This window comes from Streptomyces marianii (assembly GCF_005795905.1).
In the GTDB taxonomy this organism is placed as follows: Bacteria; Actinomycetota; Actinomycetes; order Streptomycetales; family Streptomycetaceae; genus Streptomyces; species Streptomyces marianii.
In genome coordinates, this window is the sequence record NZ_VAWE01000003.1 from 1 (window position 1) to 22,718 (window position 22,718).

14 protein-coding genes are annotated in these 22,718 nt (G+C 70.3%); 11 read left to right on the top strand and 3 right to left on the bottom strand.

Annotation, left to right across the window (positions count from 1 at the left end; all coding sequences use genetic code 11):
* A partial coding sequence (locus FEF34_RS43535; RefSeq protein ID WP_234043350.1) for a hypothetical protein occupies positions 1-389 on the bottom strand: 389 nt, incomplete at its 3' end.
* Position 390: 1 nt separating this feature from the next.
* Here FEF34_RS43535 and FEF34_RS39610 point away from each other — a divergent pair.
* The 10 genes from FEF34_RS39610 to FEF34_RS39655 all read left to right on the top strand — a co-directional run bounded on the left by FEF34_RS39610 (position 391) and on the right by FEF34_RS39655 (position 20,638).
* Entirely contained in the window at positions 391-1,218 is an 828-nt protein-coding gene (locus FEF34_RS39610) for a hypothetical protein (protein WP_234043351.1), read from the top strand.
* Between the two features lie 3 nt (positions 1,219-1,221).
* Entirely contained in the window at positions 1,222-2,745 is a 1,524-nt protein-coding gene (locus FEF34_RS39615; RefSeq protein ID WP_138058304.1) for an SCO6880 family protein, read from the top strand.
* Positions 2,745-4,298, top strand: a complete 1,554-nt coding sequence (locus FEF34_RS39620) for a type VI secretion protein (protein ID WP_138058305.1) — start codon at positions 2,745-2,747, stop codon at positions 4,296-4,298. Before FEF34_RS39615 ends, FEF34_RS39620 begins: the two co-directional genes overlap by 1 nt.
* Entirely contained in the window at positions 4,298-6,037 is a 1,740-nt protein-coding gene (locus FEF34_RS39625; RefSeq protein WP_138058306.1) for a type IV secretory system conjugative DNA transfer family protein, read from the top strand. The genes FEF34_RS39620 and FEF34_RS39625 overlap by 1 nt, the downstream gene beginning before the upstream one ends.
* Positions 6,030-6,542, top strand: coding sequence for a hypothetical protein (locus FEF34_RS39630; RefSeq protein ID WP_171053397.1), 513 nt, complete (start codon positions 6,030-6,032; stop codon positions 6,540-6,542). Before FEF34_RS39625 ends, FEF34_RS39630 begins: the two co-directional genes overlap by 8 nt.
* A 156-nt stretch (positions 6,543-6,698) precedes the next feature.
* Positions 6,699-7,115: a DUF6292 family protein gene (locus tag FEF34_RS39635; protein ID WP_138058307.1), complete on the top strand. Its 417-nt coding sequence runs from the start codon at positions 6,699-6,701 to the stop codon at positions 7,113-7,115.
* Positions 7,116-7,193: 78 nt separating this feature from the next.
* Positions 7,194-17,903: a hypothetical protein gene (locus FEF34_RS39640; protein ID WP_138058308.1), complete on the top strand. Its 10,710-nt coding sequence runs from the start codon at positions 7,194-7,196 to the stop codon at positions 17,901-17,903.
* A 37-nt stretch (positions 17,904-17,940) separates the two neighbouring features.
* On the top strand, positions 17,941-18,462 hold the full coding sequence (locus FEF34_RS39645) for a hypothetical protein (RefSeq protein WP_138058309.1): 522 nt from the start codon (positions 17,941-17,943) through the stop codon (positions 18,460-18,462).
* Positions 18,463-18,614: 152 nt separating this feature from the next.
* On the top strand, positions 18,615-19,007 hold the full coding sequence (locus FEF34_RS39650; RefSeq protein ID WP_138058310.1) for a hypothetical protein: 393 nt from the start codon (positions 18,615-18,617) through the stop codon (positions 19,005-19,007).
* A gap of 182 nt (positions 19,008-19,189) precedes the next feature.
* Complete coding sequence (locus tag FEF34_RS39655) at positions 19,190-20,638, top strand: hypothetical protein (protein ID WP_138058311.1); 1,449 nt, start codon at positions 19,190-19,192, stop codon at positions 20,636-20,638.
* Between the two features lie 182 nt (positions 20,639-20,820).
* On the opposite strand, the gene FEF34_RS39660 is transcribed toward FEF34_RS39655, so the two are convergent.
* Positions 20,821-22,113, bottom strand: a complete 1,293-nt coding sequence (locus FEF34_RS39660; RefSeq protein WP_138058312.1) for a zeta toxin family protein — start codon at positions 22,111-22,113, stop codon at positions 20,821-20,823.
* Complete coding sequence (locus FEF34_RS39665; RefSeq protein WP_138058313.1) at positions 22,110-22,379, bottom strand: hypothetical protein; 270 nt, start codon at positions 22,377-22,379, stop codon at positions 22,110-22,112. Before FEF34_RS39665 ends, FEF34_RS39660 begins: the two co-directional genes overlap by 4 nt.
* Before the next feature lie 111 nt (positions 22,380-22,490).
* Here FEF34_RS39665 and FEF34_RS39670 point away from each other — a divergent pair, with 111 nt between their 5' ends.
* On the top strand, positions 22,491-22,691 hold the full coding sequence (locus tag FEF34_RS39670; protein WP_138058314.1) for a DUF397 domain-containing protein: 201 nt from the start codon (positions 22,491-22,493) through the stop codon (positions 22,689-22,691).
* Positions 22,692-22,718: the final 27 nt, after the last annotated feature.

Below are 22,718 nucleotides of genomic sequence, written 5' to 3' on the forward strand. Positions count from 1 at the left end.
ACCAGCATCATGACCGCCCTGTCGATCGTGATCGCGACGTTCTGACGCTGCTGCAGTTCGGCAAGGTCAGCCTCAGTCACCAAGGGGAACCGGCCGCCACAGCCATCATCGGCCTGGTCAAGTGGGCGGTGATCACCTCCGTGTACTTCACGGCCACCCAGGCCGCCCTCGGCTGGTCGGACGCCGTCAGCACCTGGATCATCAACTACAGCTTCGAAGGCGGAGGCTCCGGCGAGACCGACGCTACCAAGGCCATGCAGCAGCAGCTCGGCAAGCTGTTCGGCGGCCTGATCACCGGCGGCGGAGGCGCCGCCACCGTCGGCGGCGCGCTGATCACCGGCGAGGGTGTGGCAGCCGCCGCGGGTCGGCGTCATCATCGTCGTCGGCATCGTGTGCATCCTGGCCATCGCCGCCCTGTGGCTGGAGGTTCTGCTCCGCCAGGCCGGAATCATGATCCTGGTGGCCACCATGCCCATCACCCTGGCCGGGCAGATGTCGGACGCCACCAGCGAATGGTGGCCCAAGGCCCGCAACGCGCTGATTGCCCTGATCCTGATGAAGCCGGCCATCGTGACCTGTTTCAGCATCGGGTTCTTCGCGATGGCGGAAGGCCAGGGCGCCCAGAACATGTTCGTGGGCCTGGTCATCTTTGTACTCGCGTGCTTCGCCTGGCCTGTCCTCGCCAAGTTCATGACCTTCTCCACGGCCGGCGGCGGCAGCTCCATCGCCTCCGGGCTGCTCAGCTCCATCGGCTCCTCGGCCGGCTCGATGCAGGGCGGCTACCGCCCCGAGATGGGCGGCGCGGGCGCGGTCGGCGGCGGCAGCGGCTACACCCGCGCCCTGGAACAGGACAACGCCCAGGTCGCGAAGGCCAGCACGGGCGGCGGCTTCTGGAGCGACGAGTCCCTCAAGGCCCGCATGAAGGGCGGTAGCGGCCCGTTCAGCTCCAAGGTGGCCGGCTCGATCGGCCTTCCCCTGCAGGTGCTGGCCGCAGGCAAGGACGCTCTGGAATCAGGCATGGCCAACACCGCGGCACACGCCGGCCTGGACCACGGCAGCCCCGGCGGCCGCCACGTCGTCATCCCGCCCCGCTCGGCACCCGCCACCGGCGGCAGCCCCACAGACGAGGCACCCCCACCGCAGTCCGGGGCTCCGGCCGAGATCCCGCCCCGCCCGGTTGCCCCCTCCCAGCCGGCCGAACCCTCGAAGGAGGCGTAACCGATGTCGCAACCCGCCACATACGGCGGCTGGCAGAGCGAGAAGTCGGGCTTCATCGGCCGACTCTCCGGCCCGGGCTTCGCCATGGTCGCCGTCGCGTCCGTGGCCGCGCTCATCCCGTTCAACCTGGGCAGTTGGCGAGCCGCACTCGTCTGCGTACCGATCTCCCTGCTCCTGCTGCTCCTCGCCTTCGGACGAGTGATGGGACTGAGCGCCGACGAATGGATCCTCCTGGCAGTGAGGCATCAGATCGCCGTGGCCCGCAAACACAACATCTTCCTCAGCGGCGCCTTCGCCCCGCGCTCCGCAAAGACCGGAGAACAACCCATGGACCTGCCCGGCGTCCTTGCCCGACAGCGGATCCTCGAGGCCCCGGACGGCCTCGGCGGCCGCCTCGGCGTCGCCCACGACCCCGTGGCCGGCACCTACACCGCCATCGCCCGCATCACCTTCCCCGGCCTGGCCCTGGTCGACACCGACAAGCAGGCCTCCCGCGTCGCCGCCTGGGCCCAGTTCCTGCGCTCCTACTGCACCGAGGACTCGCCGATCGTGCGCATCGCGGTGCACCAGCGCTGCCTGCCCGACGACGGCGCCGCTCTGCGCTCCTGGACAACCCGCCACCTCGCTCCCGAGGCACCCGCCGCAGCAGTCACCGCACTGTCCGAGCTGATGGAGGGCGCCGGGCCGGCGGCCACCACCCGCGAGACCTACCTCTCGGTCACCCTCTCCTCCAGCCGCGCCCGCCTGGCCATCAAGGGCGCAGGCGGCGGACAGGTCGGAGCCGCAGCCGTCCTCGTCCGCGAAGTCGGCACCATGCACGCCGCACTGAGCACCGCGAGCCTCCAGGTCGTCGAATGGCTCACCCCGCGCGGCGTCGCCCAAGCCGTGCGCACGGCGTATGAACCCACCGCACAACTGGAGCTCGCCACCCGCAACGCCGCCGCCCAGAACCCCGACTGGACCGGCACCCCCGCAGGCGTCACACCCGAACTGGCCGGGCCCGCGTACGCCGTGACCAACATGGGCACCTACGAGCATGACGGCGCCTGGACCGTCTCCTACCAGGTGCGCAACTGGCCCCAGTCCACGGTGTACGCCACCTTCCTGCAGCCGGTCCTTCGGCCACGCCAGAACGCCCGCCGTTCCATGAGCCTTATCTACGAGCCGATGGGCCCCCGCCGGGCCCGCCAGGAGCTGTCCAAGGAGAAGGCCAAGCGCAGCAGCGCCCGCTACTTCCGGACCAAGACCGGCCGGGACGAGAGCGAGGACGAGCGACGCGAGGCGGAGGTCGCCCGCCGGCAGGACGCGGCCCGAGCCGCTGGGCAGGGAGTGCTGCGGATGACCGCGGTCCTCGCGGTCACCGTTACCGATCGTGCCGAGCTGGAGACCGCCTGCGCCGAGGTCACTGCCGACGCCTCGGCCGCCGGACTGGAACTTCGCCGCATGTGGGGCACCCAGGACGTCGGCTTCGCCACCGCCGCCCTGCCGCTCGGCCAGGGCCTGCCGGAGCGGAGGATGGGATTCTGATGCGCCTGCGCACCCGACGCCGCATCGACGGCGACAACCTGCTCGAAGCAGCAGGCCTCGCCGAGGCCACCGGACTTCGCACCAAAACCACCCCCGCCAAAGCTGCCCCCAGCGCCCGAGAGCTCCGTCGAGCCCGGCTGCTGGAGGACCCCGAGACGGTGATGCGGGTAGCCCCGAAGAAGGGCTGGCTGCAGCCCTACGGCGGCCGGGCCGCATCACTGCCCCGGGTCGAGGTCGTGCGCGCCGACACCTCCAACGCCGCCGGCGCCTACCCATTCCTGCACGGCGCATCGCTGCCCCCGATCGGCGCGTACATCGGGCAGAACACGCTGACCACGGAGGCCTTCTCGGCGCACCCGTCGGTCTGGGTCAAGGAAGGCCTCGCCACCAACCCCAACGTGATGATCACCGGGATCCCCGGGTCTGGGAAGAGTGCGCACGTCAAGGCCCTGTGCTTCCGTCTTATGGCTTTCGGCCACCGCACCCTGGTGGCCGGTGACGTCAAGGGCGAGTACGCCGCGCTCTGCCGCCACCTCGGCGTCGACCCGGTCCGCCTCGGCCCCGGCCTGCCCGGCCGCCTCAACCCACTGGATGCCGGGCCCCTCGGATCTGGCCTCGATCAGGTCACAGACCCCGTCGAACTCAGGTCCCGCCTGCAGGAGATCCACCGCCGACGGCTGACCCTGCTCAAGGCGCTGCTTGAGCTGCAGCTCAAGCGGACCCTGCAGCCCCAGGAGGAAGAAGCTCTCGACGTCGCGGTCCGCGAAGTCACCGGCGAGCTGTACGGGCAGAGCCGACTGGCCGTGCCCACCCTGCCGCTCGTCTACGACAAGCTCCGAGACCCCACCGACGAGATGGCCCGCGAACTGCGTGTGCGCGACGGCGAAGTCCAGCGCGCCCGCGAGCAGATGGCCTCCATCCGCTCCGCCCTCGGCGCCATGGTCACCGGCCATCTCGGCGGCCTGTTCGACGAGGAGACCTCCATCGGCCTGGACTGGGACGCACCCATCCAGTCGGTCGACATCAGCGCCCTGCAGCAGTACGGCGACGAGACCGTCGCCATGGTGCTCAGCTGCGTATCCTCCTGGGCCCAGTCCGCGATCGACCGGCCCGGCAACCGCCCCTGGATCGTCGTCCGCGACGAGCTGTGGCGCCAGATGCGCTCCGGCGGAGCAGCCATGGTGAAGAAGATCGACGCCGACCTGCGCCTGTCCCGGGCCACCGGCACCATCCAGGTCCTGGCCACCCACCGGCTGTCGGACTTCGAGAGCGTCGGCGCGGCCGGGTCCGAGGCGGTCAACATCGCCAAAGACCTCATCTCCTCCTGCGAAACCCGCATCCAGCTCGCCCAGGACACCCGCCCGCTGCGCCTGACCCGCGAGGTCATCGGCCTCACCGACGCTGAATGCGACCTGATCGGCTCCTGGGGCGCCGGCCAGCGCGGCCGCGCGCTGTGGAAGGTAGGCCGCGGCGGTGGCAGCCACGCCGTCCAGCTCGTCCTGTCCCACACCGAGGAGAAGCTCTTCGAGACCGACGAGCGGATGGTGATCTGATGGCCGGGAAGCCCGGGCACGGGCCCGCCGGAGGACTGGACGACAACACACTGCTCGCCGCGTACGCGGCGGCACTCGCCCTGGCCATCGGATCGGCGGTTCTGCTCGCCGGCCCGCTCGCCGCCCTGCTCTCCGGCCACGGGTGGGCGCAGCGCAGTGCCAGCGTCCCCGAAACCGTCCTCGGCGCCCTGGTCCACGGTCCCGAGAGCGCCTTCCACCCTGCCCCACCCGGCTGGCTGTTCTACCTACTCACAGTGGCTCTGGTGCTCACTTTCCTGCTGCTGGTGCTCAAGGCCATCGCCGCCCTCAACTTCGGCACGCGCACCGGCGGCGCCCAGTGGGGCGGAGCGAAGGTGGAGCGCAAACTCGCCGCACCGCAGGACGCCAGCAGGCGAGCCAACCGCATCACCGCCGGACGCGGGATGCACACCAAGAAGATCGTGGCCGCACAGCCCAACATCTCCGCCACCGTCTTCGGAGTGCCCGGCTCGTCGAAAACCACGGGACTGGTGCTGCCGAACGCCGCCGAATGGCAGGGCCCGCTCGTCGTCACCACCACCAAAGCCGCTGACCTCGACGTCATCTACGCACGCCGCCGCGTCCTCGGCCCGGTCTGGGTGATCGCCCCGGCCGGAATCCCCGGCCGGGAGACGAACAAGTGGTCCCCGGTGGAGTACTGCACCGACGCCAAGGCCGCCGACCGGATGGCCGCGTGGATGGCCGAGGCCTCCGCCTCCAGCGACGACAAGCGCGCCGCCCCCTGGATCGACCAGGCCAAGAGCGTGCTGAAGGGCGTGCTGCTGGCAGCGAACCTCTCCGGCGGCGGCATCAACGCCATGCGCCGCTGGCTCTCCCTCGGCAAGGACGCCGTCGACCACGTCCGCTCCGTACTGCAGCAGCATGGCTACACCGAGGTCGCCGACGACTACGCCTCACCCTGGCTGCGGCTCCACGAGGACGGCATCGGATCGATCCAGTTCAGCCTGAACGTCCTCGCCCGCGTCTACGCCGACGAGGAAGTCCGCGAGACCTGCGCCGGCACCGACTTCACCGTCGAGGACCTGCTGACCAAGAACGGCACCGTGTGCCTGATCGCCTCCGAGGCAGATGCAGAACGGTTCGCGCCGCTGCTCACGTCGATCATCGCCTCGATCATCCACGGCGCCGAGGTCGCCTACAACGCCACCGGCAAGCCCCTCGACCCAGGGCTCGGGGTGCTGGTCGACGAGGCGGGCAACATGCTCCGCTACCCCCGCCTGCCCAACATCCTCACCACCGGCCGCGGCATGGGCATCATCGTGCTGACCGTGTGGCACGACCTCTCCCAGCTGCGCGACCGGCTCGGCGTACAGAAGGCCAACACGGTGCTGTCCGCGAGCGGACTGCGCATGCTGCTACCGGGCTGCGGCGACCTGGAGACGCTGCGCTACTTCTCCGGCCTGTACGGCCGCACGGAGATCATGCGCACCTCGCACGGCCGCTCCCGCGGCGAGTTCTCCTCCAACACCTCCCCCACCGATACCGACCTCGCCCCCGTCCACTCGCTGCAGCAACTCAAGGAGTTCACCGCGATCGCCCAGTACTCCAACCAGGCACCGATCAAGGTCAAGATGCGGCTGACCTTCCGCGACCGCGACCTCAAGAAGTTGCTGGCGGCCCCTGAGCCGACCGCCGGAGACAGGGCGGTAAGCCTGGACAAGGCCGCGGGAATCGCGGTCGAGAGGGCGGGCCGTGGCTGACTCCCTCGACAACCCCGCCGCCCTTTGGCCCGCCGCCCCGCCCGCACAGAAGCCACCGCCGCGCCGCTGGGTGTGGTCGGCGATGTCCCCGCCCGAACGCCGCGCCCGCCTGCGCGAGCTGCGCACCTGGGTGGAATGGCTGCGCCACACCGCCGAGCTCCACAACGACATCCCGCCGTGCTGGTACCGGCACCGATGGGTGCGGGAAATGCTCACCGCCCTGTACCTGGGCTGGCTGCGCACCTACGAGGGCGACAAGACTCCGGGCCGCGAGCTCGCCGAAGCCGAGTGGATCAACACCCTGCACGCGTTCAAGCCGTATATGAAGCTCCCCGCCTGCGTCAGCGGCCACCAGGAACCGCCCCCGCCTCCCCCGCCGAAGGAGGAGGCTGACCAGGAGTGGGAGCTCTACCTGGCCACCTCCGCCGAAACCACCGCACCAGCGAAGCATCCTGCCGAGGCCGAAGTTCGGCGGATGGCCGCCGAGCTGGACCCGCCGCTGTAGGAGTGCACGCCTGCCGCTTGACGAGACCTTGGAGAACACGGGGCGAACACGTTGAGCATTGGGAGAGACCAGGACCGCATGTCGTCCAGAGAGGAAGGCCGCGGTGACGCAGCTCATCAGGAACGGGAAGCTGACTCAGGAAGGGGAGCAGCGCGCATGACGATCCGCGCCGATCACCAGCCCTACGTTCAAGCCGCGGTCGCGGAGATCGAGGACACCGGCCTGACCGTGCTGGGACACGCCGTGACCGGCCGCCCGCCGGCGGTGCGCACCGCTGTGGTCACGCTGGAGCCGCCGGACAGCGGCCCGTACGCCGACGAGGAAGAAGAACTCGAACTCGTCTGGGACGAAGCCTTCGGCTGGATGCTCCGCCTGCCCGCCGACGCCGGTACGAGCGACTGGTTCATGGGTGAGGACCTGGTGCCCGCGCCCGGCCGGGTAGCGCGCTGGGTCGACATGGTGCTGTCGAACCCGGGTCTGACGCCGAGTCGGGAGGACGGGCCGCAGCGCCTGCCCGAGAGCGACGACGAGGCCTTCGAGGCGCGCCTGTCGGCCTACGCCGCGTCGGCCTGACGCTACCTGCCCTTCCGGACCGCTCGCCGGGTCGTCGGCGCTGAGGCTGCGCCGGGCCCCCGCCGCTTGGAGAACGACGTGTCCAGCCCTGTCGAAATCCGTGTCGCCGCAGCCCCCGATCCCGAGCCGGAAAGCCGCCTCGGGCCGATCGGCCGCGCCCGTGCGAGCTTGGCGGCAATCGAGGTCCTGCTCCGGCTGCGCGAAGACCAGGCTGCGCCGACCAAGGAAGACCTTGCCGTACTGCGACGCTGGCCCGGCTGGGGCCCCCTCGCCCCGGCGCTGGCGCCAGACCGCGAGGGGACCTGGGCGGAGCTCGGCGAGCAGCTACAACGACTGCTGTCCCCGCGGGAGTACCGGCAGGCCGAACAGGGCACATCGACCGCCTACTACACCCCCGACCGGATCGCGGACGCCTGCTGGTCGGCTCTCCAGGGCCTGGGCTTCAACGGCGGCCGCGTCCTCGAACCCGGCTGCGGCGCGGGCACCTTCATCAACCACACCCCGGCCGGGCTCGATGTCGACTGGTACGGCGTCGAGCGAGACCCGACCACCGCGGGGATCGCCGCACTGCTGCACCCGGACGCCGAGATCATCAACGCACGGCTCCAGGACGCGGCCCTCCAGTCCAACTCTGTGGACGCGGTGCTGGGCAACGTCCCGTACGGCAACTTCGCCGTGCACGACAAGACCGCACCGAAGGCGGTCACGGACTCGATCCACAACTACTTCATCTGGCGCTCGGTGCAGGCTCTGCGGCCGGGCGGCGTCGCGATCCTGCTGACCTCCCGCTACACGATGGACAGCCAGGACGAAGACGCCCGCCGGGCCATCGCCAAGCACGCCGACCTGCTGGGCGCGATCCGGCTGCCCAACGGTGCCCTCGCCGAGGGCGGCACCGGCGTGCTCGCCGACATCCTCATCGTCCGCCGACGCGACGGCGAAGGGCCGATCGACGAGAGCTGGATGGGCACCAGCGGCGTCCCCGGCGTGCCCAGCCAGGAGTGCAACGACTACTTCATCAACCACCCCGAGCACGTGCTCGGCGAGTGGGCCGAGGGCCGGGCGCCCCGCTACGGGCACACCCTGGCGGTGAAGGCACCCGAGGACCAGGACCTCACGTCCGCGCTCGGCGAGGCCTTCGACAGCATCACCACGGCGGCCCGGGCCGCGGGCCGCGAATGGAAGGTCGCCGCCGCGGCCCAGCAGTGGACGGTGGACAACCTGCCCTTCCCCGTCCGGGAGGACGGACGCAAGGAAGGCTCCTTCCACCTCGTCGACGGCAAGCCGCACGAGGTCATCGACGGCGAGCTCGTCCGTGTGGAGCGCGCGGGCAAGGAACTGCCCAAGCTCATCCGACTGCGCGACGCCACCCTCAAACTGATCGAGGCGGAGACCAACCACGACACCCCCGACGAGCAGCTGAACCCGCTGCGCGCCGAGGTGAACCGGCTCTACGACGCCTACGCCCGCGTCCACGGCCCGATCAACCGCTACACCCTGGCTCAGGGTGAGGTCGACGAGGAGACCGGCGAGCGGGCCGTCTCCCGCCGGTACCCGCGATTGGGCGGGTTCCGCCGCGACCCGGACTTCGTCGCGGTCCTCGCCCTCGAGGACTTCGACGACGAGACGCAGACGGCGGCCAAGGCCCCGCTGCTGACCCGCCGGGTCAACAAGCGCATCGAGCGGCCCACCTCGGCAGCCTCGCCCGAGGAAGCGCTCTCGCTGTGCCTGAACTTCAAGAACAAGGTCGACGTCCCCGTCATCGCGCAGCTGCTCAGCATCGACGAGGACCAGGTCGCCGCCGCGCTCGGGGAACTGGTCTTCCCCGACCCGGACACCGGGGAGCTCCTGACCTCCGGCGAGTACCTGTCCGGGCCGGTCGTGGACAAGCTGGAGCGGGCGGAGTTCCTGCTGTCCCAGGGACGCGAAGAGCTCCAGCGGCACGTCGATGCCCTGCGGGAGGTGCAGCCCGAGCCGCTGCCGCCGGAGGACATCAAGGCCAAGCTCGGCGCCCCGTGGATCCCCGTGGAGGACGTCGCCGCCTTCGCCGAGGAGCTCCTCGGTACGCAGGTCGACATCGTCCACGTCGCCAAGACGGCGACGTGGAACGTCGACCAGCCGATGACGGTCCCGGAGGCCGCCACCAGCGAGTGGGGCACCAGCCGCGTCAACGCCTTCGAGCTGCTGGACCTCGCGCTCAACGGGCAGGCCCCGAAGGTCTACGACACCTTCCGCACCCCGGACGGCGGATCGAAGCGCGTCCGCAACGACAAGGAGACGCTGCTCGCGGAGACCAAGCAGGCTGATCTGGCCCGCCGCTTCGCGAGCTGGGTATGGGAGGACGCCGACCGCGCCGAGCGCCTGGCCGCGGACTACAACCGCACCTTCAACTCCACCGTCCTACGCCGCAACGACGGCTCCCACCTGACTGTCGACGGTCTCGACCCGGAGTTCACGCCGTACGAGCACCAGTGGGACTTCGTCCAGCGCGTCCTGACCGCGGAAGAGGGCTCGCTGTGCCCGTACCCGGTCGGCGCTGGCAAGACGGCGACGATGTTCATGACGGCGCTCAAGCTGAAACAGCTCGGCTTGGTCAACAAGCCGATGATCGTCGTCCCCAACCACCTGCTGGAGCAGATTTCCCGCGACGGCAAGAAGCTGTTCCAGAACGCCAGGATCCTCATGGCGGGCAAGAAGGACCTCGCCGACGCCCGCTCACGCATGCTGTTCGCGGCCCGGTGCGCCACCGGCGACTGGGACGCGATCGTCATGACGCACAATTCCTTCGGGCGCCTCGGGGTCCACCCCGTCACCGAAGCCACCTACCTCGAGGAACTGGCCAACGCCTACCGCGAAGCGCTCAGCGCGGTCGACGGCGACGACGCGAACCAGCGGCGGATCAAAGAGATCGCCAAAATGGTCGACCGGTTCGACGCCCGCGCCACCGACCTGCGCTCCAAGGCCACCGACGCCGGTGTCACCTACGAGAACCTCGGCATCGACTTCCTTCAGATCGACGAAGCCCACCTCTTCAAGAACCTCGCCCTGCCGGCCACGACGGAGGGCATGGCGCTCGGCAAGCCGTCCAAGCGGGCCACCGACCTGGACCTGAAGATCCTGATCACCCGCGAGCGCACCGGCCGCGACAACGTCGTCGCCCTCTACAGCGGCACGTTCATCTCTAACTCCGTGCGCGAGATGTTCGTCTTCAAGCACTACACGATGCCCAAGCGCCTGGAGAAGCTCGGGCTGGGCAGCCCGGACGCCTGGGCCGCCAACTTCATCCACTTCGAGTCCCGCCCCGAAGTCGGGGTCGACGGAGTGTCCTTCCGGCTCAAGCGCCGCCCGGTGGAGTACACCAACGCCGACGAGGCCCTGGCCATGTTCCAGGAAGTCGCCGAACTGCGGCCCCGCGAGGACTTCAAGATCAAGCGCCCGCAGCGGGTCGACCGCTTCGTGGAGATCGAAGCCACCCCGCAACTGGTCAACTACGTCGGCACGATCTCCGACCGCATCGACCGGATCCAGGGCGGCAAGGTCAAGCCCTGGGAAGACAACATGCTCAACGTCATCACGGACGGTCGCAAAGCCGCCCTGGACCTGGAGCTGGTCGGCCTAGAACCTGACGGCCCGGGCAAGGCCGGGGCCATCGCCGAGAACGTCCTGAACGTCTACCACCGCACCAAAGACCTCAAGCTGCCCGACGACCCCGAAGACGTCGCCGGCGGTTTCCAGATTGTCTTCTGCGACCTCGGAACCCCGAGCAAGGAGAAGGGCAGCCAGGTCTACGGCAAGATCCGCCGCCAACTGATCGACGGCGGCATCCCCCGCGAGCGCATCCGCTTCATCCACGACTACAACAGCGACCTCGCCAAGGAGCAACTGTTCACCGACTGCCGCGCGGGCAAGGTCAGCGTCCTGTTCGCATCCACCGAGAAGGCGGGCGTCGGCACCAACGTCCAGACCCGCGGCGTCGCGCTCCACCACGCCGACCCGCCGCACAAGCCCGCCGAGTGGGAGCAGCGCGAGGGCCGCCTCGACCGACCCGGCAACGGGCTCATCGACCTCGGCATGGAAGTCGAGTTCTACCGCTACCTCGCCAAGAACAGTTTCGACAGCTTCATGTTCCAGCAGCTGGAGCGCAAGCAACGGCCCATCGTGCAGATCATGTCCGGCCGCAAGGTCGGCCGCGTCATCCAGGAGATCGACCCCGTCGGCGCGGGCTTCGGTCAGGCCAAGGCCATCGTCGCGGGCAACCCGCTGCTGCTGGAGCTGGCCGACGTCAACGGCGAGCTCCAGGTGCTCCTCAACGCTGCCGACGGCCACCGCCAGGCCCAGAGCCGCATGCGGCGGAAGGTCGAAGTCCTCGCCGATCAGATCAGCCAAGCAGAGCGCTCACTTGCCCCCATACAAGCCATGGCCGATGCCGTGGCCGGAGCCGCCGACGACATGTGGCGCACCGCGGATGGGCGCCTGGTCGACGCCGACGACGTCCCCGCCGCACTCGCTCAGGCAGCGCAGGGCGCCAAGCCCCGGCTCGACCTGTCCGACGGCTTCACCTGGCGCGGCATCGAGGTCGGCTTCACCTTCCATCGCCGCCAGCAGTTCGGCGGAGTGGCCTATGAGTCGTATGCGCACCTGGTCGCCGGTGACCACGAAGTCGACGTCCGGCTGAACCTGTCCTGGTTCGGCAAAGGCCAGACCTGGCGCATCACCAAGGCCCTGGGGGAGGCCGCCGACGAAGCGATGACCGCCCCCGACGAGCTCCGCCGACAGATCACCAAGTGGCAGGCGCAGCTGGAGGACGCCCAGTCCCACATCGGCCGCCCCTTCGGCAAGCATGCCGAACTGGAGGCTGTGCGCGAGCGCCGGGCAGCCCTGGAGGCCGCCATCGCGGCCGGTGCCGCCGACTCCGGCCGCGAGGCCTCGGCTGGCCCGCAGTTCGAGCCCGGCGCCGCCGGCACTGAGATGACCGAGGCGGACATGGCGATGCATGACGCCGCCGTCATGGCCGGGACGATGGGCGGTACCGCCGTCGTCTTCAGCGAAGGCCAGATCGTGGGCGCTGCCCGCCGGGTCGACACCCCCGCGCCCGCCGAAGAACCGCCGCTGTCCCACCTCCCCGACCCACGCCGGTGGGACGAAGCGCTGCGCGCCATCACCGAGGCAGGGGCCGCCGACAGCGACGTGACCGCATGGGCGCAGGTCGACGGCAACGAGGGCGCACGGTTCCGGGGGGCCTTCGCCGACTGGGCCCAGGAGTGGGTCCTGGAGTACGCGAACCGGCCCGAGGACCGGCCACAGTGGGTGAACGCCTACCTCGACGACCAGGCGTACGCCGCGCGGGACGAGCTGCACAAACAGGCTGCGGAAGCCGTCTGGCGCCAGGCCCGGGCGGTCACTGCGGAGCCCGGCGCGGCCCCGGCGCAGCAGACCGTGACCGAAGCCCCGACACAGGTAGAGCCCGCCGCGGCCGCCGAGGTCGATGCGGCTCTCGCACCTCCGACCCCGGCGCCCGAGCCGGAGGCGCCCGCCTCCGGTCCCCGGAGCCTGACCGACCCGCAACTGTGGGAGGAAGGTCTCCGTACGCTCGTTGACGGGGCCGCTGGAGTCGAGCGGCTGGAGCAGGCCGCACGGGTCAACGACGACGCCAACTTCCGCATCGTCTTCGCCGACTGGGCCGAGGACTGGATGATGGACCGGTTCACCGGACCCACCGCCGGGTGGCCGCAGTGGGCCCGCCTCTACTTCGGGGGCGGGGACGAGGCGTACGAGAACCGCGAGCAGCTGCACACCGAGGCCGCCGCCGCTGTCATCGAGCAACTACGTGCCGCGGACGACGCAACTCCGGCGGTGCCATCCCCGGCGGCCGCGGTGAGCCGGACGGCCGACACGAGAACTCCGGCGCCAGAGTCGTCGCCGCTGCGAGAGCCGATCGACGGGCTGGGGGACCGGGCCGTGGTCGGCCACATCGGCCCGCAGCCCGCACGCACCCACCAGTCCGCCGGGTGGGCCATCACCGCCGTGCTCAACGACAACCAGGTGCGCGGACTGGTCAGCGCGGTCGCGGTCGACGGGCAGCCGCCCTCCCCGGAGCCCGGCGTCATACCCACCGACCGCGTACGCGAGTGGATCGCCGACCAGCAGCAGGCCCCGACGGCGGCCTTCTACGCCTCCATCAGCGACGAACTGCCGCCCCCCGTACGCGGCGACGGCGACGTCCGCCTGTCGACCAATGCCGAGGGCCTGACCGTCGAGCAGGGCGACGTCTCCACCACGATCCTGTGGGAGGAGCTCCCCGCGTGGATTGACGCCGCCGTTGCCCACGACACCGCCAGCAGGTCCCCGTACGACGACCAATGGCGCTACGGGAGCCTGCACGCGGAGATCCACTTCCGCCGGGACGAACGCAACCAGGCCATCCGCAACGCGATGGACGCTCTGGCCACCGCCCTGCGCGAGACGGCCCCGCCGAGCGACGAACAGCTCGCCGCGTCCCGAGACCGGTACGGGCCGAGGCCCGCAGCGGACACCGAGCCGAAAGTCCCAGCCGCCGACACCGCGCCGGAGGCCGAGGAGACCCGGCTCCCCGAGGACGCCAAGCCCGTCCCGAACGCCGAGGGCTACCACTACACGGAAGTGGGCCGTACCGTCCGGCTCTACACCGAGCCGGGCGAAGAGGTCGGCACCGCGAAGTGGAGCTACACCAAGTACCGGTACGAGGGCGACGTCCGGGGAGATACGGTCCGCGGCACCGAGGAGGCCGCCACCGTCGCCAAGCGCATGGCCAACCACCATGCCGCGGTCTACGGCGCAGGCGTCCACCGGCCGCCGCTCGATGACCAGGGCCGTGACCCGGTCTGGATCCTTCACAACGGCTCCGACACCCTCGTCTTCGGCGTGCGGCCGGAGGACGACACCGCCCGGGCGGCGATGTGGACCGGCGGCGGCTTCAAGGAGTCCCGCAAGGTCGGCGGCTGGTACCTGCCCCGCACTTGGAAGGAACCAACCCGCAAGCAGCGCGTCGACACCGCTGTACGGGTCCTCGCGGCCGCCGGACGCACGGTCACGGTGCACGTCGACCGAGAGGAGCGCCAGCGCACGGAACGGCCCGCACGGCTGCCGGAGCTGGCAGTCGCGGCGCCGAACCTGGACGAGGTGCCGCAGCTGTTCCGTGCCGATCCGTTCGCCGACGAGGCGGACATGGCGCAGGACGTCGAGCGGCTGGAGAGCACCTACGAGCGGTGGAGCCAGCACCCCACCGTCGTGGCCTACAACAACCAGGACAGCGACGCACGGCCTGACGGATTCGGCACCCCGGACAACCCCATCGCCGAACTGCGCGTCGCCTACGTGCGAGCCATGACGGCACTGCGGCATTCCGTGTCCGGAGGGCCGGACGAGATCCTGCGTCGGATCTACGGGGTGGCCGCCTGGTGCCAGGCCCTGGAGCCTGTCGTAGAGGCGAACCTCCTCGCCCCTCTCCAGGACCTGTACGCGGCAGCCCACGGCCTCGCCACCCGGTCACAGGCCACGAACGCGGCTTTCGCCGCTCTGGCGTCGGCCGCGCCCGCCGAGGAGGCATCAGCGCCGCGTGAAGAGGCCGAGGCGCTTGCAGCCGATGAGCAGGACGGCACCCCAGACCAGCAGCCATCCGACTCGGCCACCGGCCCCAAACCAGTTGGAGCCACGGCAGATACGGACGGCGAGCCCGACGAGCAGCTCGACCTGTTCGGCACAGAGGCGGACACCGCTTCGAGCAACCCGAGCGACGACGATACGGAGCCCGCTCCACCGGCCGAACAGGAACAGCCTGGCCCCGAACAGCCAGCCACGGACACCTCGGCCCCGGAGAACCCACAGGACGCCGAAGAGACCACCGAGGCCGCGCCAGAGACGGCCCCGGTACCGTCCGGGCCGGAACAGACTGAATCCGCCGTGCCAGCCGCCAGGGCCTCCGACGCTGACCTCACGCCCAAGCCCGCGCCCGAAGCGGTCGGAGCCACGGCAGATACGGTCGGCGAGCCCGACGAGCAGCTCGACCTGCTCGGGACGCCGGCGGACGCCTCCCCGGACGGTCCGTCCGAGGAGGGCGGCGAGGCCGCCCCGGGCGAGGGCATCGTGGAGGCGGAGGCATCCGCCCCGGCTGGCGACAAGCGAGCACCGAAGGGTGAGTCAGAGGACGCGGTCGCCGTCCCCGAGGCCGCTGCGGAGGCCGACACCACGACGACCGTTCAGCCCCCGGACGAGCCCGGCACGATCCTCGAGTCGGTGGCGGCCGCGACGGGCGCCGAAGAGACGCCACTGATCGAGGACCCCTCCCCGCCCGACTGGAACGCCGAGGACCTCGCTATTCCCATGGCCAGTGCGGACGATGCCCCACCTCAGCCGAACGCGCCGACCACCCAGCCACAAACCGCTGCACCAGAGCGAACGGAGGAGCCCCCTATGGCTACGCCTGCCACCGAACCGGCTGAGGCACCACCGGCCCCGGCCCGCTACGAGACGCCGGCCCAGGTACAGGACTGGGACCGGCGCTATCACCTGCACCTGTCGGGCCTGGCTGGACAAGAACCCGACTCTGGCGAGGTCCGGTACGGCACTCCCGTGGGAGACAGCGTGCCGGTCGCGACCCTGCACCGGTCCGCCACGAACCGCTGGTTCGCCCGCCTGGCCACCGGCGACGAGAGCGTCCCGGGCGACGTCACGCCGCTGGCTCCGACCCCGCGAGAGGCCGCCCGCCAGGGCGCACAGATGTGGTCGTACGCGATGGGCCAGCCCTACGGGGACGAGCCCGCCGCCTTCCAGCGCCAAGGCCCCGTCTCCCGCTCCGACGCACTGCGCACCGAGCTGGGCGGATTCCTCGACGGCACCCAACAGATTGTCCAGAACGCCGCCGCCCGGGCCTGGCCGTCCACCTACGGCCAGCTCCCCGAACTCCAGCATCTAGGCGATCTGTTCGACGCTCTGCAACCCTGGCAACGCCCGGAGTCCCCGGCCGGGACCGCGAACGGCGCGCTCCAGATCGTCGAGCAGCTGGAGGCGCTCCAGCAGGCCGCAGATGCCTGGCGCGCCAGCCTTGTCCCCGGCTCGGACGAACGGCAACACATGGCGTTTCCGCTGGCCCGACTGGCCAGTGAGTCCGTACACCTGCAGCAGCAAATCGCGGCCACCGTCGAGGAGGTGGGCGCCGAGCGGGCCAGGGTGCGTGCGGAAGAGGAAGCCCAGCAGCTCGCCGCGCCCGCCGTGGCATCGGAGCCACCGCGCGAGGAGAGGGCCGCCGATCCCGCCACCGACGGCGAGCGTCTGCAGGCCGCCGCCGAGACCGCCGTGACCCGGGCGCAGCAAGAGAACCAGCCGGGCGCCCGGCTGGAACCGCCGACGGAAGCACAGGGCGACTCGCTGCCAGCCCGCGCGCTGGCCCGGGCCGCAGCGGCGCCCTCCCGGGATCAACAGGATCTGCCGCTGTGGACCGGAAACGACAGGCCGACCGGGGCCTGGCGGGAGGAGGACGGCGTCCTCTACGACGCCTACGGCGCCCCGCAGTGGCGGCTCAAGACGGCACCCGACGACCAGCCGTCCACCCAGACGCCCGCCGAGAACCGCACGGCCACGCCGGAAGCCGACGCGTACGACCCCGTCGATCTCAAACACGCTTTCACCTCCACCGTCGCGGAGGCCTGGGCCGACATCGTTCCGCCCGAGCACGGCACGGTCGAGGATCTGCTCGAAGCCGTCGACGCGCCGTTGCGCGAGCTCGAGGAGCAGTGGCAGCGCGCCGTGCCCGTCCCCCGCGCGGACGGCGAACAGCAGGCGGCGCCCGCCCGGGCGAACAGCGACGCACCCGCGTCCCTCCGACGTGACGCGGAGCCTGTCAACGCGGCCCTGCAGCAGGCGGACGCCCACGCCGCCGCGCTGCAGGACCTCCCGGAGTGGCAGCGGCTGCAGACCGTCCGGGGAGCCGCCACCCACCTGTGGAACGTACTCCGAGAGCGGGCGGGCGAGTACTTCGAACAGCTGCGCAGCGACGTCCGCGTGCAGGGCTTTTGGCGCACGGTGTCCATCCGGACCACCTCGAAGATCGCTGAATGGGCGCAGGCAGCTGCCGGCAGGGTGCGCCGCGGCGGCGACCTGCCTACCGGCGAGGCGCTCCTCAAGCTCAGCGACGCCGCCCTCACCTACAGCACCCCCGGCATCCCGCGCCCCGACCGGCCGGCCCCGGACACCGCTGCCCGTGACAACGTCCCCGCCGAAGTGCGGCAGCTGCGCACCACTATGCGGACCGGCGCCCCGGTCCCCTACGGCACGCGTGAGGATGCCGTGCAGGCCTCCCGGAAGGTCGCTGAAGCATTCCAGGCGTGGCGGGAGACCCCCATGGGGCAGGAGCTGACCACCGCCTCCAAGCACCCCAGGGTGCTCGAATTCAGGCAGGCCTGGCAGCGGCTGCCCGGAACAGACCTGCCCGAGGGCCCCGGCACGGCGGCCGGCCCCTACGGCGACGTCGGCCGCAACGCCCAGGCCCTGGTCGAACGGGCCGAGGCCGCGAACGCCGAACGTGCCCAGAAGGGGCAGCCGCCCCGCTTCGCCGATGCCGACGTCAGCGCCCTGCGGACCGTCGCCACGCTCGCCGAACACCACGGCGGTCGGCTTGCGGTCACGCTACCGCCCGGCCTCGCCGGACGAGCGGTTCCCGGCACGGCCACGCCAGCCGCCGTGGTGTCGCGCCCCACGGTCGCGGCTCCCGTTGTCCCGACCTCCACCGCGGCCGGGCCAAGCAGGTCGGCATAACGGCCATGGTCATATCGACAACAGGAAGAAGTCCCAGGTGAGCACCCCGGAAGAACCCGTTCCCGCCACGCCTGCGCGGCCGCTTGCGGCAGCGGAAGCACTGAAGCTCGACTCGCCCGTTCCGCTGCGGCTGCTCATGGACTGGGAGATCAGGGAACAGCAGGCCCAGCTGGTCCGCGCACAGGAGGCTGCCCGTCGTCTCGCACACGCGGAACCTCCCGAAGGGGCGCAGCGCGTAGCTCAGCGCCTCGCTGACCAGGGCGCCGCGCCCGAGTTGGTAGACCGGGCGCGCAATACCGCTCGCGAAGACCGGCTGTACGCCCGCGAGCAGAGCGCCCGCGCCCATGCCCGGGCAGAGCGCCTGCACAAGCAGACCGAGCAGACCGGGGCTGAGCTCCACCGGCGTCAGCAACTCACCCCCGCCCAGCAGCAAGCCGAGGCGGCGGAGCGGATGAAGCACCGGTCGGTTCACTCAGCCACGTCCAACTCGATCACCCGCCCGACAGCGCTCGCTCCTCAACCAGCAGACCCAGCACACCGCAAGGGCCAGTCCCGCTGACCACGACAGACCCAGCATTAGACCTATTGGGGCTAACGGGGGCAACGGTCGTTGGCCTGGTTATCCACAGAGACGGCCCTGTCCACAGGCCGACCATGACGGGGCGTGTCCGGTGGGACGATCCGCACAGACCAAGGAATGAGGGGGACCCCATGTTGTCCGACACCACGAGCGCGCTCTTCTCGCCCGACCCGGCGCACGTCCTCGCTGCGGCCTGGGATGCCTTTGACGCAGCTGGCCAAGTGGCCGACGCCGTTGCCTGGGAACCCGGCAGTGACGAACTGCAGGCACTCTTTGCCGCGCAGTCCTGTGCCGCAGGTCGGGCACTGCTGCCGTTGCCCGAGTCCAGCCGGCCGACCGGCGTATCAACACCAGATGCCGGCCCGGCAGGACTCGAGCCCTGGGTGACCCTCCTGCGCCGGGTGCACGAGGCACTCACACGCCTCAGCACCGAGCAAAGCGCCGAGGACCGCACGGTACTTGAGGAGGCTGCCCGCCATGCGGCCGCCGGCGCCGACGCCCTCGCCATTGTGCGGAGCCAGTAATGGTCACTTTGGGAGAACTCTTCGACGCCGCCGGCAGCCACCTGCGGCAGGCGGCTGACACGCCTCTTCCCGTGGAGGTCACCCCTGCGCAGCGGGCAGCGCTTACCGAGCACCTTGACGATCTCATCGGCCGACTCCGAGGAGGCCTGGGGGCCGGAGGAGAAGGCGGACCGCCCTCACCGGTGACCGGGGACCTGCTCTTCCACCTTGGCCGGGCACAAGGCGCGCTGCAGGTGGCGCAGCGCCTTCTCCCCACCCCCGAGCAGGAGGGCCTGAGAGTTGGCGGCGGAATCACCGCGGCCGTACGAACGCTCGCCGCCATCCGCGACACCATCGAGAGCCACCGCGGACCGGACAGGACCCCGCTGACCCCCTACGCTCTCGCGTTCAGCACTCAGCCAGCGCTGGACTACATGGCCCACCGCACCGCGGAACTGGCCTGGCAAGCCGGTCGGATCACGCTGCGGTTGTCGCTGGGCATCGACGACCCTGGAGTCCTCGCGGGGTACGAAGACGCACGCCGCTTCCTCGACCAGGCATCAGTGCTGGGGCGCGCTGACACCTGGGCCGCCGACATGTCGCTCGCCGCGCTGCCGCTGGTGCTGCCGGTCGAACCGGTCCAGGCGACGCCGGCTGATCCCACGCATCTGATCACCGCACGCCTCGCAGACGACTGCGAGCGGCTGTCCCGCGCGGCCTTCGAGACCATGAACGGGCGCACTGATCACACACTGAGCGGCTCAGATCTACAGCAGTTGTCACGCTGGACGGCCATGAACCGGCTTCTGGCGGGCCGCGTGCTGTTGCACGTCGCCGATCACCAAACCAGCGAGCCCGCCACCAGAAGCCTGATGCGGGAGGCCGCAGGCGACCTGAGGAAGGCGGCACAAACGTGGCAGCAGGCTGCCGCCGCCTGGCATCGAATCGTGGATGTCGCCGACCCGCGCGCACATCCAAGTCTTCCTCCGCCTAGTTACGAGATCGTGCGCCGCGGTGAGGTGGTACGGCTTCCGCAGGTCGTCCCGCACCCGGCCACAGTCATCGCTCACACCTCAGTCATCCGCGTTGGCCAGTTGCTGTACGGGGCGCAATGGCGTCCCGAGGGGGGCAAGCCTGGTGAAGCCCGGCCCGTTGAAGCCGTCCTTGCTGACGCCCAGGGAGCGGGAGCTCTCGCGAGCACGTTGTACCGACTGCCCGCAACGGGGTGGCAGGTGGCCGTGGCGGCACCGGTCGCCATCCGCCGCATCCAGGGTGGGCTGGTCACCGATTCCATCGAGCACCGTCCGGACCGCTTGGACGCGCGGATGCGCTTCTACCCTGTTCACGATCGTCAGCTGGCAGCCATGGCGGAGGCGTACAGGAACGTGACGGGCGCCGAGCAGGCGGCCGCAGTGACGCTTCTGGGCGTCGCTCAGCAGATCGGCACGCCTGTGCCCCGGGCGGCCCTCGATGCCACAGCCCACAGAATGATCGCCGCGCATCAAGGCTGGTCCGCGACCGTGACCGCACGGACCGCGACACCACAGGCGGCTCGACCTTCCGCAGCACCGCTCAGTCGCTCGGCGGTCGGCCCATCGGCGCTCGCTCCTCAGCACACTGCCCCGGTTCGACAGCAGGGCCAGTCCCGCTGATCTCGGTCGCGTTATCAGTTAGACCTATTAGAGCTAACGGGGGTAATGGGAGGCTGTGCAAGCCGAGTTACGCGGGCTCACCAGGCACAGCAGCAGGCCCGGCAATGCCCGCCGGGCCTGAACAACCCTGGTTGACCCTGTTAGATCCAACAGGGTCAACCAGGTGCCTCAACAGGGCACCGTCACAGAGATGTGCCCTGCCCCGGGTGGCGCGACCCTTCGATCCGGGGCTGCATGCTCTTCGGGGGTGGCGTGGCCGCACGAGCCGTGGCCAAGGCAGCCTGCAGACGTCGACGCACCGCGTCCTCCGCCTGCCGCTGCGCGGGCGAAAGCTGGCTCCGACGCTCGATCTCCTGGACGGCTTGGGCATGCTGCTGACGCATCCGTACCGCCTGCTGCCGGGAGCGTTCCTGATCTTCACGGGCTGAGGTCAGGGCCCGCTCCACCAGGTGCTGGGGGGCTCCTTCCTCGGCCAGGCGCTGGGCGACGTTCTGCGCAGACTGCGGTGGCGCCGTCTGCTCCGCGCGCAGCAACCACTCCGCCCGCCCTCGCAACTCCTGATCCGTCAACAGCCTTAGTTGCCCCGGAGCGTCCAGTTGCAGTGGCCACAGCATCGGCGCCGCCGCCTGATCTGTACGCGCCAGCCGGTCCCCCCACTCCGTACGTGGCGAGGACTCCAGCTGTACCCGCCGCTCGACGTAGAACGCCTTCGTCTCCTGGTCCCAGGGCTGCGAGCGCCTCGCCTCGAAGGCCTCGCGGATCGGTGTCTGGGGCTGCCAGCCGTCCCTGGCGTCCCGCTCCTTGCTGAACGCAACGCCCTGACGGGTGATCACGTGCAGGGCATCCGCCAGTCCTCTCTCCTCCGCTATGTGCAGCATCTCCACCACACCCGATCTCACGTTCTCGACGATGTGACGGTCCGGGAGGATCTCCAGGACACCAAAGTCCCGCAGTCCATCGAAATGACGTCCTACGACGGAGAGCTCACATAGCGCAGGATGGGTCGCCATGTACGCAAGCTCCACCCGGTAGTCGGCCTCACGGAAGGCGGTGATGTACGGCTCCACGTATGCGGGCAGGCCCAGCGGGCCGATGATCACCACATTCAGACGGTTCTCGCGGGCATACTGCCGGGTCAGCTCGCGCAGCGCCTCCACATCAGGGCGACACAGCCTCATCGCTGCGCTGATCTCGCCAAACTCCCGCACCAGGCCGTGGTAGTCGGGGTGGAAGTCAAAGTACTCGTCACCCTCGATGAGCACCGCATCCTGGAGGCCTAACTGCTGGGCCACCAGCCCGCGAGCCGTGGTCTTGCCCGAACCCATCTCGCCACCAAGGAACAGCACCGTGGGCTGCTCCTGCGGGGAGGCCGTCAGATCAGGGCGTACGTCCCGCTCAAAAAGATCGCGAATCTGCTCGGGCGTCAGCCGGTGCGGCGGAGATCCCCCCGCGCCCGGCGCCGGCGGCGTGCTCACTGGCCCGCCGCCTCGAACCGCCGGAGCACCCCGGGACACTCCTCAAGGACGCGCTGAACAGCGGCGTGGTCGTGCACCGCGAGACGATTTCGCTCCAACACGTACTGCCGACGCTCCCGGCGAAGCTCCTCAGCCCGCTCCGCATCGGCCACCCCGATCAGCGAGCTGTACGCTGCGATGACGGAACCCAGCAGTGAGTGGGCCCGCTCAAAGTTGTGCTGCTCCTCAAGGGTCCACCCCTGTCTGGCCGGTCCCGGGTCGCTCACCCGTGCTCCCCCTTCTGTTGGCAGGGCGCCCCTGCCGATCGCCCAGCTCCTAGACTTCCGATGCGTTGACCATGGTTCCTCCCATGACGATCAGGAAACGGCGGGATCAACATGACACACGGTCTGCCAAGCGCTGGCTGGTACCAGAGTTCCTACTGCGACAACGTGAACGACCGCTGCCTTCAGGTCGCACGCGGCGTACGCGGCGTACAGGTACGCGACTCCAAGGACACCGACCTGCCCAGCATTCAGATCGCTGCAGACGACTGGACCGCCTTCCTCGACTCCCTGAGCACACTCTTCAGCCGCTGACCTGGAGGACGACCGCCCGGGACCTCG